The organism is Johannesbaptistia floridana (genome assembly GCF_057440575.1).
Window position 1 is genome coordinate 1 of sequence record NZ_JALKVM010000166.1, and the last position, 17,289, is coordinate 17,289.

Sequence of the window (17,289 nt, forward strand, 5' to 3'; positions counted from 1 at the left end):
CAAGTTTGGTGTGGGCGCAAGTTTGGTGTGGGCGCAAGTTTGGTGTGGGCGCAAGCCTTGCGCCCCTACTAGCACGTGTAGGGTGCGTTAACGTGCGTGTAACGCACCATTAATTATCTCGTCTTCAGAAACTTATATCATGTCCTTTTAATTATTAATTCTTTTACTCATTACTCATTACTTCAAGACTCATTACTCAACTATAGTAGGGTGCGTTAACGTGCGTGTAACGCACCACAACATCATCAAATCACATTGTTTAACTATCAAATTAAAATATGTCATCTAGATTGTTACGAATAATTTGGGTAGTAGGATGATTTATGCCTAAAGTTCGTTCAGCTATCTCTAAAGCTTGGGTGAAGAGAGGTTCGGCTTCGCTGTATCTCCCTTGGCTATCTTAGAGATTAGGTGTATTCTCACCTGGCAAATATTGTTTAGGAGCGTCTAAACTAAATACTAATTTCTTAAACTGACTTACTGGGATACTTTCTAAAATCTTCAGTAGCTCATCTCTACTCATATATACAAATTATAGCAATGACCAAATAGATGTTTACAGTTATCATGAAAAGCCCCCCTTGTTAAGGGGGGGAAGGGGGGATCTGTAAATATAAATATTGTTAACACTACAACGCTCATTGCTATAATTATATTTATAATCTATTAATTAAAATCTAGTCTTAGGATATTTTCTTCCTAATTTTGCTCTCAATTCATACTTAATACGATTAAGAATAGATGCTTCATCTAGGGAACTCAAAATATTTTGCACTACAGTTTTCGGGCCTTCTGGTCCCCATGCGGCACCATTTACTAAATAGGTTTTGGTAACTTGAGCGATCGCATAGGTAGATAAGCCCGCCACAGATCCTTGAGTCAAGGCTACTGAAATATATGGCGCTAAAGACATACCTCCAGACCCGGGAGCTGCTAAGCCTAACAAGCCTTTGAGGGAACTCAAACCGAAGGTAGCTAATAACTCACTGGCACTAATTCCCCCTAAACTGATGGCAATTTTCTGTAATAAACCTACAGCGGCGGTATGAGTCATGGGGATACCGTAGAGACGAGAAAGACCGATAATCATTACTACATCTACCACTCCTCCTGTAAACAAGTCTAAAACAGTGACTGGGTTGAGGGCGATCGCACTTGCCTTAGTCATTACTCCTTTCCAAATCAATTCATTGGCTGCTTCTTCTCTAATTAACAACTTACGCTCTATAATTTTTTCATTTACTTGATCAGCGTAAAGCATAGTATTAATAGCTACCAGGGACTTTCCTTCTTTAGCCAATATTTCCAATATTTTTAATTTTAGATCATCAATTTGGGGACTCCCTCGGCGTCGTTGTAGCTTTAGTTTTCCTTGGCTATCTGGTATTGCTTCTACTACCAGGGGAGATGCTGCCACCATCACTATTTCCTCCGGTGATAGCAATTCTTTAACCCTGTCATCACGAATTTTATGATAAATAGCTAAAGCATCGGCTTCTGGATACTGGTCAATTTTGTTAAACACCAGAAGTATGGGTTTACCATACTCTCTCAACTCGCACAAGGCTTGATATTCTACCTTAGTTAAATCCCCAGCAATAATCAAAAGAATTAAATCTACCCTTTTAGCTATGTCTCTAGCTAAAGCTTCTCTAGTTTCGCCATTCACTTCATCAATTCCTGGAGTATCAATCAATTCTATTGAAGATTCACCTACACCGGGAATAGTAAGAGTTTGAATTTCCTGGTCACTTTCGGCTAAATTTTCTTGATTTAAGTGCCAACGTTGGGAGGTAGCTTTTTTGGTTACACCATGTAGAGGACCTGTTATAAAAACTTCTTCTCCCAAAAGAGCATTAAGTATAGAAGATTTTCCTCTTCCTACCATACCAAAAGCGGCTATTTGTACCACTGACTGCTCTAATTTAGCCAGCATATTACTTAAGTTATCTACTTCTGTTTCTAGTCCTATTTTTTCTTTTTCATTTAAATCTAAATTAGCTACCAAAGACTGTAAAACTTCCTGTGCCCGTTTATGGTTTAATTCTTCTTGGATAGCGCCAAAGCTGCTGAGTATTTTGTCTAACTCTTCTGAATTTCTCTCAAATAAACTATCGTCTAGAAAATCATTTTGCTCTCGGGAATTATATTTTGTCATGGTTAGAGAAGAAAGGGCAAAAATTAGTTAATATTTTTTACAGTTACTATAGATTGTGGTTTTAAATATTTTAACATTTTTAGCTGCAAAACAAGGGAAAAAAAGCCTATCACCCAGTGCATTTGTACTAAAAACCTGGGTAAGAAGCTAGTGAATTTGATGACCGCGCAGATGAGATTGAAAGTCAGTTTTAAAAAACCTAACCCCTAAAACTCAGATCTTGCATCTTTACCTAATGTTACTCGTGGTGGTTGAGTAATGAGTTTTGAAGTAATGAGTTTTGAAGTAATGAGTAATATCAAGTCCGTTTAATCAGTTATATTATGAGATATTGATGCAAATACTTAAAAACCATCTTTCTCCCCCTCTCCCCCCTTTCGCCTGTTGGCCTATTTAGTACTTTTTTAGGAGTGCAAGATATGAGTAAAACCTAACATCTGCCTTCATTTTAACCTTGTTGTGACCCAGTCAGATTTATCAGTTTTTTCCCGGATAATCCAAGCAAAACTATTGTACCCACAATAATCAAGATCCATTCATCTGGTTCAGGAACACCTGAGACGTTTATACTAGAAGGAGAAGGCAATTGTTGATCTTCAACTTCGCGATCAAAACGATCTTCTCTAGATTCTAAATCATCAAGTCTTCGGTGTTGTTGATCATTTACTAAAACAATCATCGATGAATAGGGAGTAACAATACCATAGTTTTTAGCAATTTCATGAATCCCCTCAAGTTCAAGAGTAGTATGTAGTTTTGTAGTACTAATTAAATGTTGAACAAATTGACGAGCGGCGATCGCGTCAAATCCTGTTGGTGTAATTTGCTTGGGAGCTGATTGAGTATTTTTTGTTGGCTCTTGTACAGTCCAAGCATAGCCATCAACAATGTCACTTAAGGTTTCAGAAGAACTAAGGGAGAATGGAGGAATTTGAGTACCCATACGGTAAATTGCCGTTTGAACATCTTCTACTGCACTACCGCCACTAGACTGAATTGCCTGTAAGGTAGCATCATCATAGGCCATTTGCATTCCTCCTAGGTGAATAAACCATAGGGGTGCAGAAATAGTTAAAGCCTCGGTTTTATCGGATGTTAATTCATAGCTACCTGAATCAGTAAGAAAGAGAATTCCGTCATACTGACTATCTCCTTGAAGGGATAAAAATTGCTCCAACATTTGACTAGGTTGCATAGTGCCGTAGAATAGAAGTTCTTTACTATCAAATCCCGATAAATCATCCCATCTTTGAGGTGATACGGGAGGCAAAGAAGTTAAGTACAGGTCAAGTTTATTATCTTTTTGAACGTTTTTAGCTAACCAAGATAGAGTTTCCTGGACTTGTTGGCGGTGTTGGTTCATACTGTAAGTTCCATCAACAATCACTGCTAAACGCTGATTTTGAGGAAGTTGATACTGCTGAGGAGTTATGGGAGTTGCTTTTAGTAAAGTTCCGTCAGGAAAAACAGTATGATAAACAGGGGATTGAGTTACGTCTGCCGAGAGAGAGGGAATCCATTGGTCACTACTGGGATAGGGACTGCCATTTACAGTGCGTTGAGTAATTTCATTCCAAAAAATATTACGTTTTTCTGCCAACTGAGGTATCGGCCATTTTCCTTCATTTTCCAATACCTTGTACGTCAGCCACAGGTGCATTTTGCCCTGATTGCGACGGGGTATAGGGAAGGCGCGAAGACGATAATTACGGGGACCAACCTGTTCTAAAAGAGCCGGATCTACAGAACGACGCACTTGCTCTTGATAGACTTGCTGTGCCGCTCCCCGATATGAAATTCGGAAGGGAAAACGAGTTGCACGATCTCCAGATTCTCCTAGCCACAGTCCAGTGATAGCTGCACTTTCTGGTAAGGAGAAATAATACAATATTTCTTCTAAATTAGCAGTTTGGTTTTGGTAAACCTCATGAATTTCCACCTCTGCCCAATTCTGGTGGGATTTGACAGTGATATCTTGGCTTTCTAACAAAACTCTTTCTTGATTAATATCGTCTAAGCCTGCTTTAGCGCCACCACGATCCCAAGTAGAAGAGATAGCTTTGTGAACCGCCTTGTGTTCACCTCTAAGAATTGGTTGGTCGAAAACTAATGAGTATAAATTAGCTGCCTCTTCTTTATCGTTCCAGTCACCATGATAACTTAGGGGATAAATTAGAAAATCAAAAGCAGATTGCAAGTTATCGCCCAAATCTTCCCCTAGCTCCAAAAAGATAGTATATATATCGTGAATTGAGTTATTATCGATCCAACCGTAGCGATATTCAGCCAAATAAGAATTTAACAAACCCTTACGAATCATATTAGATTTTTCTAACAACTCTTGTCTAGATGAAGTAGTCTTGGGAGGATTCTCTAATAATTGCCAGGTTTGAACTTGAGGTTGTTGCGACAACAGGATAAATAAGCTAATCCAAATAGCAATTACCCCAAGTATTAAACCCCGCACCCATTTGCGATTATATTGGTTTACCAAAGTCTTGACGGTTTTTTTCATCGCCTGGAAATAAACTATGGGCATACCTATGAACATAATTATTAGCGTCAAGGGTATGACCAAAAATGGCCAGAAAATTGGCGCGAAAAAAATAAAATAAGTAAAGACTAATAGAATTGGTAAGAAAAAAATAAATATACTGAAAAAATAGACTGACAAACTAAACATCAGGCTATGAGTTACTAAATGTATCCAGCTATACACATAATTGGTTGGAGATTGAGGCTGAAGCATCCAATGGCTAAAACTGAAACCCCCTACAAAAATAGTCAACATCATCAGGATTATAGGAGGAGTTAAATCTTGCACCAGAAATACTCTGATAAAACACACAATCAATAAGGGTGCTTCAATACCCAAGAATACCTGAGATAAAGATATTTTTCGACGATGTCGAGGAATCAATCGTGTAGAAATAGTGGTAGTTGGGACACTTACTAATCCCACAAAGGCGACTAAAAAATTCCAAGGAAGATTTCCTGCTATTGTATCTGCTATAAAATCAGGTGCTAGAAATGGAACAAAGCCAAACCATACAATTAGCAACAAGCAAACATTAAAACTCCAGAAGAATATGGGGAATATCATTGTCAGTTAGACTCCTAAATTAATTAATTAATTAACTGCTTTTAGCTTTGTGTTTTTAACAAAGTCATATCAATAGTGTTGTGAAGTTCTGCGATCAATTTTTGTACAGATAAATCCTCTGGAGTTTGAGGAGAATCAAACAATATAGAAGTCATAATCCACATGGGCTGGTGATTGGTCATTCCTTGCCAAAATCTTATTAAAAAATCGTCTGTGGTGCCCTGTGAAGATTGTAGCCAATATACCGCTGATTGGGACCCATGGTCTAGGGATAGCCAACGTCCTGTAACCCCAGGAATCAGTTGATAGCGTTTCATCTCGTCGATGTAAAAACGATTAATAAAGCAGTTTTCTGGAGCATGTTGAGCTTGCCAAGTATAACTACCTACCAATAGGATTGAACCCGTAAGATTCTTATACTCAAATCTATGCTTTTGCGCCTTTGCTTCAGGATACTTAGCAAAAAACTTTTCTTCAAAGCTACCTAAAGCTAAGGGTTCAGCAATTACTGTAGAGGGAAACTCTAACTCTAAGGTTTCTGGGGATAAAGTTTTAACAGGAGCTGTGGGAATAATCATTAAGCTGATTAAACAGCCTAAAATGAGACTATGGGCTAATTTATACTTAACCTTTGGAGAATTTGTCTCAGTTTCTGTAGCTACTAAAGGTATTGGTGATTGTTTGGGAACTAACCAACGCAGTAACAGTAAAGTTATCAAACATACAATAGCAAAAGCCAATCCTCCTATCGTTGTATGCAACATTTTTGCCCACAAGGGCTGTTCCAAAACTCCCTGTAGCAAGACTAAAATTAACACTCTATTGGCATTAGCCAGAAATAGGAGTACCCAATTTATTACACAAATTCCTAGCCATCGGCTATTGATGACTCGGTTTTCTACTGCTGTTGCTACTACTAAAAATATTGTGCCAGTCCATAAACTTTTTAAACCACTACAAGGTAAATCGACACGGCTAATACTGTTTTCTAAGATAATAATATCTTCTGAGGAAATCGCCTTAATTTCTCCAATGTGTAAGATTGTTTCCACAAAATGGGCAGTTAAAGAACGTAGGGTATATCCTATGCCCACTTGAAATTGAACACAAAAAGGTAAAATTAGAGCGATGGCTATCCCTACTGGTAAACCCTGTTGCCATTGCTTTGGTTTTATAAACAATCCTAAAATTGCATAAGTTCCTATAATAAATAGTAATCCTGGAATTTGGTCGATATCTAAACACCAGTGAGCCGCTATCGAACCAATCGCACAACTAAATAACAAGATTATCGGTGTAGGACGTAATTCAAGATTTGGCTCTACATAAAACTCTTGGCAATACCTCAGCCCTTGAACTACCAGTAACACGATTCCCCCTGCTAGAATACATAAACTCACTAAGGACGCTTGTTGTAAAGTGATAAGATACCAGTTTAAAGTCGTTCTGTTTAAAACTAACCAAGCTAGAGCGATGGCTATTATGCTTAAAAAGGAGTTACTGAATCGATTACCACTCTGTATTATATTAAATTTTGCCATAATTAAATTTCACTTCTCTCCAGCTTAAGTATATACAAACGAAATACTATTTAATTCTTCTTTCAAAATAAACTACTTCTTAATTGACTTTAGGCTTATGTGTTTCCGTCTAATCATCTCTCTCGGTGGGACCCCGCAATTGAATAATGAAGAATTAATGTGACTGTTGCCTCGTTAATCTCGGGAGAGATTTAACGGGAGTTTTCTGTTCACATTTGAGATAAAGATAATCTTTCTCGTCAATTTTTTATCTTGAGCTTAACATATTAGTAACTTTTTTTAGGTGCTCAAAGAATATAAATATTATTATATAATACGCAATAAGGTTTTGCTCTTTTTTGAAGAGAAAACCCGCTTATATTAGATTTAATAATGAAATGATATTTATCAAGAAACTTCTGAGCACCAAAGCAGGGAGCGAAAGGCTTTCTGTGCTTTAGAAGAGATAGAAAAATAAATAAGTTTTGATAACAGGATTTAGTATTAAATTCAGAAAAAATCAAAGTTTAAGATTTATTAAGCAAGCCCTATATAATAGTAAACCTATTCAAACAAGCCTTTTTGACTTAAATGAATAGGTTTATTGATAAAGCCGCTACTTAAAAAAGAGATTTAACAGTAGTGAGAGGCTTTTGAATTATCCCTTGTCAACTATTTATGAATTTTATCCCCAATCTCAGTAGCTTGCTTTTCTTGGAAAAAAGCCGCGGTAATTTCTTGAGCGATTTGAGAACTAGTTAAGCCTATGGCCGCTTTTGCTTCATCTGGTTGAGCATGGTCTACCAATTTATCGGGAATACCAAAACGTTTTAGGGGTACTAGCACATTATTATCCATCAGGGCTTCACTTACAGCGGAACCAAAACCGCCCATAACACAGCCTTCTTCGATAGTTGCTACTTTGCCTATACGTTTTGCCAAAGGTAGAATTAATTCTGTATCTAGGGGTTTAACAAAACGAGCATTAATTACAGTGGCTTCAATTCCGTGTTCACCGAGTATTTCTGCTGTTTGCATAGCTGTATTCACCATGGAACCATAACCCAATAATAGGATATCTTCCCCTGTACGCAGCACTTCTGCTTTACCAATAGGAATAGCTTGCCAACCTTCTTCCATCAAAGGAACACCAAAACCGCTACCCCGAGGATAACGCATCGCAATTGGTCCTTCAGTATAGTTAACGCCAGTAACTAGCATTTCCTGTAACTCGGCTTCATCTTTTGGCGCCATAATCACCATATTGGGGATACAACGCAGGTAAGCAATATCATACATTCCTTGGTGAGTGGGGCCATCGGCACCGACAATTCCGGCACGGTCTAAGCAGAAAAATACTGGAAGATTCTGAATACAGACATCATGAATAATTTGGTCGTAAGCCCGTTGTAAAAAGGTTGAGTAAATTGCTACAACTGGGTGCATCCCTTCACAGGCTAAACCTGCGGCTAAAGTTACTGCGTGTTGCTCGGCAATGCCTACATCTATATACTGTTTAGGTAATTTAGAGTGTAGCTTGTCTAAACCAGTACCTGTGGCCATGGCGGCGGTGATGCCGATAATTTTGGGATTGCTTTCAGCTAGTTTAGTCAGAGTATGTCCAAAAACCTTGGCATAACTAGGTGGTTTTGGTTTACTAGATGGTATGGCTTTACCTGTGGATAAATCAAAGGGGCTTTGGGCGTGGTAACCTACTTGGTCTTGTTCTGCTAGTTCATAACCTTTGCCTTTTACAGTGGCTACATGAACTAATACAGGACCTTTTACCCGATGGGCTTGTTTAAAGGTGTGAATTAGTTCTGGTAAATTATGACCATCTACAGGACCAAAATAAGTAAAACCTAATTCTTCAATCACAGCACCTACTTTGGGCACTGCTAATCTTTTCATACCTTCTTTGAATCTTTCCATTTCAGGGGTTAGAGATTCCCCAAAAAATGGCAGATGTTTAAATTGTTCTTCTAAATTATCTGAAATAAATTGAATAGGTTCACTGAGTCGAACTTTATTAAGATAGCGTGAAATTGCTCCTACATTAGGAGAAATTGACATTTCGTTATCATTTAACACTACCATCAAGTTTGTATTTGGTAGATGTCCTGCGTGATTTATGGCTTCTAATGCCATTCCACCAGTTAAAGCTCCATCGCCAATTATCGCCACTACTTTATATTCTTCTCCTTGGGCATCTCTGGCTAAAGCCATACCTAGGGCGGCAGAAATGCTTGTAGAGGCGTGTCCTGCACCAAAATGGTCAAATTTATTTTCACAACGCTTCAGATACCCTGCTATTCCATCTTTTTGACGTAGCGTGTGGAATTGATTGTATCTGCCTGTGAGCATTTTATGAGGATAGGCTTGATGACCAACGTCCCACACTACTTTATCTACTTCTAAGTCTAGGGTATGATAAAGTCCTATGGTTAATTCTACAACGCCTAGTCCAGGTCCTAGATGTCCTCCACTGGTTGATACTGTTTGTAAATGTTTTTCTCTGATTTGTCGCGCGATGTTTTCTAGTTGCCGAATCGACAAACCATGTAATTGGTTGGGGTGAGTAATTTCACTTAGATGCATATCGGCTTTTTTTATTGAGTCTACTTATATACACTGTGAACTACCAAGGTCAAATCTACAATTATAGCCTTGGCTTCCTACCCAATTGACTGCTTTCTGCTTGAAAAAAAACAGCTAGTCTTATATCAAGGCGATAGGTTTTGTCCCTGACATCTTTAAACCGTAAGAAAACGGAGCAAATTGTAATTATTCGGACTCACCTGAAGTAGGACCAAAGATTAGCTTATGTTGACTAGCAACCACCAAATCTAAAGTTAATTGAACAGGTAAATCGCGGGCTATGCCAGTTGCCCTCTTTACAGAAGATGCCCTTCGGCTCATAGCTTCTGTAGAGAACCGACTTGTTACCAAGAACGGCTTTCCCATTTACAACCCCAAGTTATTACCTTTAGTGAGCTGTTGAGCGATATATTTAATATAGATCAAATTGCTTTGTTTATCAACTTATTCGTCTTCGCGCCAAAATATTACTATTTCTCTTTCATCTATCTTAGGACTATATTTTTTGATCAACATCTGGGATTGTTTACTGTCAAAGTAATAGGTAAATTCTTCTGTTAGTTGGTCTACTCGGTTTTGAGTATCTTTGATTTCATTTCTTACTTCTTTTAATTTACTTTGTTGCGACAGATAATAGGGTAAAAGTTTATATAAGCTCAGTAACGTTGCTAAAACTATAACACTATTAATAGTTAACTTAAGACTTAGTTCTGCGGCTAAAATTCTTTTAGCTTTACTTTGGCTATCATAAGCTCTTTTTTTTCTTTTATTGTTTTTGGGTTCGGGAGAAGGGAGTGGTTGATAAGCATTCATAATCTTTATTGTCGTCAATGTTGCTCAAGTTTTCTAGTTAATTCCTGATTAATAAGCAAATATTTCCGCTACCCAAGACTTTAGTCTAACCATCTAGTAGCTTAATTTCTTAGTTAATCGGAGTTATTGTCATAAATCACAACGAGTTACCATACCCGTCATTACTACTAGACAAGGAGTTCAATTTTACCTAGCTTTTATCCTCATGCCATTAAGAGCTAATTGTAAAAAACTTAACTTGCAGATATTTTCTTGATTAATATCCGAGGTCACATTACTATATCTAGGCTCTTTTGTCAAGGTTTAAATACAGCAGTTTTTTTACTTCAATTTATTACTAGTTGATAGGGCAATACAAATAGACAAAAGTGAGGTTGTTACTGGGTTCCATTCCTTTCTCTTGTCAAACACCTTTCTATGAGTATTGCCAGCTCCTAAATTTTCACAGTCAATTCAGTAGCTTTAATTTCTTCAACCTGTATTTCTCATGCCTGCGGCAATTCCATTGATAGTCAACAAGGCACCTCTGAGTAACTCGTCTTTGGAGTAGCGGAAATGAACTAAACCTGACTGTTCTTGATTAGTATATTGACGAAGACGTTTTAACAGAGACACTTGTAAGAAACCGAGAGGCACAATAGTACCATTGCGCAACTGTACTGAACGTTGTAATTCTGGGTCTGCATCAAGAAGACGTTCATTTTGAGTAATGCTCAAAACTATCGCACAAGTACGATAATATTCTTGAGAAATCCGGTCATAAAGATTTTGGAAACGGGAACTATCGGCAGGATTTGATAATTCACAGACAAAATGATGGGCCATTTCTAAATCTACTTTAGACAGAGTCATTTCTACCTTAGAAATCACCATTTGGAAAAACGGCCATTTCAAGTAGAAGTAGCGCAATAACTTGAGATTTTCCTCTGGTTCTTCCTGAATAAATTCTTCTAAAGCTGTGCCAACTCCGTACCATGCAGGAAGAAGAAAGCGACTTTGGGTCCAACTAAAGACCCAGGGAATTGCTCTAAGATTACTCAGGTCTTTTTTTCCTCCTTTGCGTCTTGCGGGACGAGAACTAATTTGTAATTGACTAATTTCTTGAATAGGAGTGACTGACATAAAGAAATCAAGAAAGTCTGGTTCTTCATAGATTAAACCACGATACACAGAACGAGAGCGGCTGGCTAATTCTTCCATAATTTCGTTCCAGGGTTGAATATCGTCGAATCCCGAACCTAATAAACTTGCTTGAATTACTGCACTAGCAACGCTTTCTAGATTATATAAAGCTAGTTCTGGTAGAGAGTATTTAGAAGCTAACACTTCTCCTTGTTCGGTAATCTTAATTCGTCCTTTGATGGTACTAGTTGGTTGGGCCATAATCGCGGCATAAGCAGGACCTCCTCCTCTCCCTACGGAACCACCTCGGCCGTGGAAAAGACGTAGTTTGATATTAAATTGTTCAGCTACTTTTTGCAGCGCTTTTTGAGCTTTATGAATTTCCCAATTACTACTTAAGAATCCAGAGTCTTTGTTACTGTCAGAGTAACCTAGCATCACCTCTTGAAGGTCTAGTGGTTCTAGTCCGTTTTCTGCTGTTCCTCCTGCTAAATATTGACGGTAGAGAGTCAGAGAAAATAAATTAGTCATCACTTCTGGAGCTCGTTTTAGGTCATCTACTGTTTCAAAGAGGGGAACAATCCGTAGGTTTCCTGAACAATTAACTGGGTCATAAATTCCTGCTTCTTTAGCTAGGAGTAGTACTTCTAGTACATCACTTACATCATTACTCATACTAATAATGTAGGTTTGACAGATATCTTTGTCAAATTCCTTTTGTAGTTTTTTAAGAATCTGCAAAGTTTCAACAGTTTCTTTTGTTTTATCAGAAAATGGCATTTCTTTGGGAATTAGAGGGCGACGGCTCTGTAATTCTGAAACTAACCAAGCTGTTTTTTCTGCTTCACTGAGTTGATTGTAGGGTTGACTGAGAATTTGCAAATAGCTGGCTATTTCTTCGATCGCCTCTGAGTGACGGGAAGATTCTTGACGGAAGTCTAGTTCTGTGAGATGAAAGCCGTATATTTCTACTTGACTAATTAGGTTGTTTAGTTCTTGGCAGCTAATTCCTGTATTTTCTAAGCTTTGTTGAATTAGTTTTAATTCTTCTAAAAACTCGGTTTTGGATTTATAAATATTCTTGCTTTCGAGATTAGTTAATTTTGTCCATTCTTCTAAGTTAGCTAATCGCTCATTTCTCTTAGCTGTATTTTGTAGGCGTTTAGCAATATATGCTAATTTTAACCGATAGGGTTCGTGACGGTAACGAATTGCTAAACTTTCGTAGATTTCCGGCATGGTTAGACTGTCTTGTTCTAAAGCGTCTAGGAGCTCTGGTAGTACGCTTGTCCAGTGTAAGGAAAGGCTGAGGATGTCGTCTAGTCGGTGAATTGCGTTTAAATACTTGTTTAGTACTAAGTTGCGGTGATAACAGGCTGTTTTCCAAGTTATCTCTGGTGTTACAAAAGGGTTGCCGTCCCGATCTCCTCCTACCCATGAACCAAATTTACAAAAGTTACTATTAGCTGTAGATAATTGGGGAAAGTATTTTTCCGTTGCTTGTTTTAATCTTTGGGAAAGTTCAGGAATTACATCAAAAAGTACTTCTTCAAAGTAGTGTAGGGCATAGTCCACTTCATCTAATACTGTGGGTTTAAATTGATGTAGCTCGTCTGTCCTCCACCATAGACGAATTTCTTCAGTTAATTCTGCTTTTGCTCTTGCACTTTCCCAGGATTCACTTATGCCTATTCCTGTTAAAGCTTCTTCTGCTTGGTCTAATTGTTTTAAAATTTTGGCAATTCGTCGTTGTTTTTTGCGAATTGTTTGGCGCACAATTTCTGTAGGGTGTGCGGTGAATACCAATCTTATATCTAAGTCTGATAGAAGTTGTTCTATTGTTTGGGGAGGTACGTTCATTTTTTTGAGATAGGGAAATAGTCGATGAAAGTTGCCTGTTTTTACTGCTTTAGCTAGGTTTTCGCTAAAAAAACTTTTTTCTCCCAAATAATGGCTAGATCTTGAGATATTCTGATTTTTTTCTCTGTTTTTGGATTGCTCTCCATTACCTTGATTGGGTAAATCTTGGTGAAGTGTCTGTCTCAGCATTTGCTGATCTCTTTGTTCGTAGTGTTGTTCTACTATATTTATTAGTTGAAAATACAATGCAAAAGCGCGAGCTGCCTTGAGAGCGTCATTTATTTCTAGTTTCTCAATTAGTTGATGCACTGAGGATTCTGATACTTCTGTCGTTTTTCCCTCCGGTGAGCACATTGAGCGGAGTTTATTGAGAAGATTAACTAGTTTTTTGCCGCACTCTGATTCTAATACTGATTGCCAAATTTCTTCTATTAGCTTTAGTCGGTGTTGCAGAGACAGTTCAGATGTAGAGATAATGTTTACTTCTGAAGTTGATGTGGATGAACGAATAACTGAACTCATATTTTTTACTTAATATATCTATATATTTACATTTTTTAGCTTTCAGACCGGGTTTTATGTCTTCAAACCTATCACACTTAAAATTATGGCACCTGTTGACGATATTTATGTATTATGCTGTTGATTTATGGTGTTCTTTGTTCTATTTCTTGGTGAATTGAGAATTGGTAGGCGTTCTCCCCTAAATACCTCCTCTGATGCTTTACCCATATCTATCAAAGACTTTTCTAAGTTTTCTATAGCTATTATAGTTAGTAGAAATGGGGTACTTAAGATACTCAAAATTATTTTTGATGATTGGCTTGAATATTTTGATTCTTCTGACATTTTATTATCTCTCGTTTTAATCACAAAATCTATTCACAATGTCAAGAAATTTTGACATTAACAAGTTTTGAAACAAGTTGCGTTGCTAATTAATGTTAATTTAATTTTCCTGATTAGCCCATTCCGAGACTAGTTTAACTCGGCGAATTGGTAAGTTAGCCATCAAAGAAGTTATCCTTTGATCATTTTCTATAGAAAAATCCATTTCATCGGTATCAATTTCTACATAGCGAGCGAGCACTTTTATGATGTCTCTACGCATAGACTCCATCATTTCTGGAGTTAGCCCGGAGCGATCGTGTGCTATGACTAATTTTAGACGATTTTTAGCAGCAGTTCTACTACTTATAGAGAAACTTCCTGGAGATAAATGTTGAATTACTTTTTTTAGGGGATTCATAATAGTTCGGGGTTTTACTTATGGGTTTCACTTATGCTTTGAAGAAACGACGAAGACGATTAATCAAATTATCGTGCATAGCCATCAAGTCTAAAAAGGGAACTTTTTCTCCTTCTAGACGACGAGCAATATTGTTAATAGCAATTTTTGGTAAAGAATTCTTAGGGCTAAGAATCAGAGGTTCACCCCGATTGCTAGAAATAATAATACGTTCATCATCAGGTATGAGGCCGATTAAAGGAATTGCTAAAATTTCCATGATGTCTTCTGGTGTCATCATCTCACTGATTTGAACCATTTCTGGTTTAATCCGGTTGATAACTAGTCGAATAGTTTTGATTCCTTGAGCATCGAGCAAACCTATTACCCTGTCTGCATCTCGCACGGAAGCCACTTCTGGAGTAGTAACAATTAAAGCTTCTTTGGCTGCAATGATTGCGTTTTGAAATCCTGCTTCTATACCTGCCGGACAATCTACGAAAATATAATCAGCCCTACTTGACAATTCATTGATTAGTTCTCGCATTTTTTCTGGTTTGACGGCGTCTTTGGTGCGATTTTGGGCTGCTGCTAAGAGAAACAGGTTAGTTTTACGTTTGTCTTTGACTAAAGCTTGTTCAATACGGCATTGATTTTCGATCACATCCATTGCTGTATAAACAATGCGATTTTCTAAACCTAATATCAAATCTAAATTGCGCAGACCGAAATCTGCGTCAACAAGAATCACTTTACGCCCTAAGCTTGCCAAAGCCATACCCAAGTTAGCCGTAATTGTAGTTTTACCAACGCCGCCTTTTCCAGATGTAGTTACAATGATTCTAGTCATATTATTTTCAGTAATCTATGATTTGTGTTTGAGAATCTAGCCAAGCTTGCTCTTCTTGGGAGAAATAATGAGCTTTAGCAAAATTAATTGCTTGAGAAATACATATTCCTTGTTTGTTAATATAAGCAACTTCTGGCTCTGATTCCGAGGCTTGATTATCTGGGGCCCTTGCCACTAAATCAGCGATTCTTAACTGAGTAGGTTCCATTTTTAAGGACATTATACAACATTGGCGATCGCCTTGGGCCCCTGCGTGAGCTATTCCTCTTAATCTTCCCCAGATTAAGATATTACCTTGAGCGATGATTGTGCCGCCTGGATTAATATCTCCTGTAATAATTACTGTACCTGGGTGGCGTATTTCTTTTCCTGAGCGAATAGTTGATTGTATGTATAAAGGTTCCGCTAAAGGTAGAGAGTTTTTTAGAGCTTGCTTGCCTGTCAAAGGTGCTTCGGTGGATTTTTGTTCAACACAGTAGCCGCCTGTTGCTGCTGCTACAGCAGTTTGGCGTCTACTAGTGGAGACCCATGTCAATTTCAGTTCTACTTCCCCTAGGGTTGTAGCTAACTTTTGTAGTTTTCTGCCATCAACCAATTGATTTTTGGCAATTAGATAAACTACTGTGTCTGGCGACCATTTTCCTTCATTTCCTTGCAGATGCAAACTTTCACTTAAATCATTACACAATTCTGTCCAGTTTAACTCTAAATCGAATTCAGAGTTTTGAGGTAAATATATAAATAATTTATCCCCCACACGTTTCAATCTTATTTTTGAATTAAAATCTACTAGAGACATAGACGCAGAGCTAGAAACTTCAGATGATTTCATGTTAATTTTTCTCTATTATTAGCCCTGAAGGTCAAAAAATCTACTAAAAATTAGTAGTTTATTTTAAACGATGATAAACAGTAGTTAAGCCATGGGAGTCTCCTACATTCCCAGGAAATAAAACTACTGGTAAGTTAGGAAATTGAGGATGATTAGCCGCAGTTCTCACTATTGAACAACCGGGGATAATTTGACCTAGTAGACGGGCTGAATTTAGGTTAAGTCCTTGGCTTAAAACATCGTTAGAAGTAATACCTCCTTTACTTATTATAAAGCTGATTGATCTTGGCAAATTTTGTACTATTTCCATAAGTAAGGAAGAAACCACGCCTCCAAAGGTAAGACGTTCATCTATACTGTTAAAAACAATTTCTTCTCTACTAGTATAAATTACTGGTGTTTTTCCTGCTTGATGCACTTGTTCTACTTTCTGAAGAATTTCTTGAAAAATTAAACTGCGGCTATCAGGGTTTTCTTTGAGTCTGACTACATCTACTAATATTCCCACTATCTCTGGTTCTTCTAGTAGTCTTTCTAATTGTTCTGTGGTTTTACGTACATGAGAACCTACTAATATTACTCCTGGTTTATCTGTGGGTTTATATTCACTCATCGCCTCTGGTGCAATTGGTTGAGGTGGTAATTGAGCAAGAGATGTCAGGAGACTAGCGGCACTACGAAAGAGAAATCTTTTTCCTTGTGAACCTACTGCTAGAATATCTTCAGCGAACTTATCTAAATCTGTTTGGGTTTCAGCATCTACTGCTACACACTGGTTATTATGTAGTTCCTTGAGTTTTTCTTGGGTACCGTTGCGGATATCTGATAGTAAAAATCTGGTTACTTTTTCTGCTGGTATCTCCCCTTGGGTTTTTTCTGCTACATAATCTGGTAAGTAACTGTGACTGTAGCCGAATACTGAATCCCTGGCAAATTCTGTTTCATGGACTGGAGTTTCTCTGCCATTGACTAGGAGGTAGTGGATACTATCTCTGGTGATTCTGCCTCCTTCAAAGAAAGCAGGCACTAGGAAATGAGCGTCAAAACCTCCTAACTCGGCGGCAATTACATCTGTTTCTATGGGGTAGTGTCCTCTTAATGTAGAATCTGAACGACTCACTACTAAGAAATCTTCACATCCTACTTTGGCGATCGCACTTTTGAGCTGTTTACATACTTCTTTTGTCAGACTAGCTGCTTTTTCT

11 protein-coding genes and 1 pseudogene are annotated in these 17,289 nt (G+C 37.8%); all 12 read right to left on the minus strand.

The window, feature by feature from the left end; all coding sequences use genetic code 11:
• Window positions 1–271: 271 nt before the first annotated feature.
• Window positions 272–385, minus strand: a pseudogene (locus tag MW688_RS11245) (tetratricopeptide repeat protein); the annotation flags it as partial.
• 285 nt (window positions 386–670) lie between these two features.
• Entirely contained in the window at window positions 671–2,158 is a 1,488-nt protein-coding gene (locus MW688_RS11250) for a GTP-binding protein (protein WP_486736070.1), read from the minus strand.
• A gap of 448 nt (window positions 2,159–2,606) precedes the next feature.
• Window positions 2,607–5,261: a TIGR02921 family PEP-CTERM protein gene (locus tag MW688_RS11255; protein WP_486736071.1), complete on the minus strand. Its 2,655-nt coding sequence runs from the start codon at window positions 5,259–5,261 to the stop codon at window positions 2,607–2,609.
• Window positions 5,262–5,302: 41 nt separating this feature from the next.
• On the minus strand, window positions 5,303–6,802 hold the full coding sequence (gene xrtO, locus MW688_RS11260; RefSeq protein WP_486736072.1) for an exosortase O: 1,500 nt from the start codon (window positions 6,800–6,802) through the stop codon (window positions 5,303–5,305).
• Window positions 6,803–7,453: 651 nt separating this feature from the next.
• The gene (gene dxs / locus MW688_RS11265; protein WP_486736073.1) at window positions 7,454–9,379 is read right to left on the minus strand and encodes a 1-deoxy-D-xylulose-5-phosphate synthase; all 1,926 of its coding nucleotides are present in this window, start codon (window positions 9,377–9,379) and stop codon (window positions 7,454–7,456) included.
• Window positions 9,380–9,823: 444 nt separating this feature from the next.
• Window positions 9,824–10,192, minus strand: a complete 369-nt coding sequence (locus tag MW688_RS11270; RefSeq protein WP_486736074.1) for a slr1601 family putative cell division protein — start codon at window positions 10,190–10,192, stop codon at window positions 9,824–9,826.
• 471 nt (window positions 10,193–10,663) lie between these two features.
• A complete protein-coding gene (ppc, locus tag MW688_RS11275; protein WP_486736075.1) occupies window positions 10,664–13,696 on the minus strand; it encodes a phosphoenolpyruvate carboxylase in 3,033 nt (1,010 codons plus the stop codon).
• Window positions 13,697–13,801: 105 nt separating this feature from the next.
• On the minus strand, window positions 13,802–14,023 hold the full coding sequence (locus MW688_RS11280) for a hypothetical protein (protein ID WP_486736076.1): 222 nt from the start codon (window positions 14,021–14,023) through the stop codon (window positions 13,802–13,804).
• 100 nt (window positions 14,024–14,123) lie between these two features.
• Complete coding sequence (minE, locus tag MW688_RS11285; RefSeq protein WP_486736078.1) at window positions 14,124–14,423, minus strand: cell division topological specificity factor MinE; 300 nt, start codon at window positions 14,421–14,423, stop codon at window positions 14,124–14,126.
• Window positions 14,424–14,454: 31 nt separating this feature from the next.
• Window positions 14,455–15,252, minus strand: coding sequence for a septum site-determining protein MinD (gene minD / locus MW688_RS11290; RefSeq protein ID WP_486736079.1), 798 nt, complete (start codon window positions 15,250–15,252; stop codon window positions 14,455–14,457).
• Between the two features lie 7 nt (window positions 15,253–15,259).
• Entirely contained in the window at window positions 15,260–16,084 is an 825-nt protein-coding gene (minC, locus tag MW688_RS11295; RefSeq protein ID WP_486736080.1) for a septum site-determining protein MinC, read from the minus strand.
• Window positions 16,085–16,142: 58 nt separating this feature from the next.
• Window positions 16,143–17,289 (minus strand): four-carbon acid sugar kinase family protein (locus tag MW688_RS11300; RefSeq protein ID WP_486736081.1); only part of this gene is annotated, 1,147 nt, incomplete at its 5' end.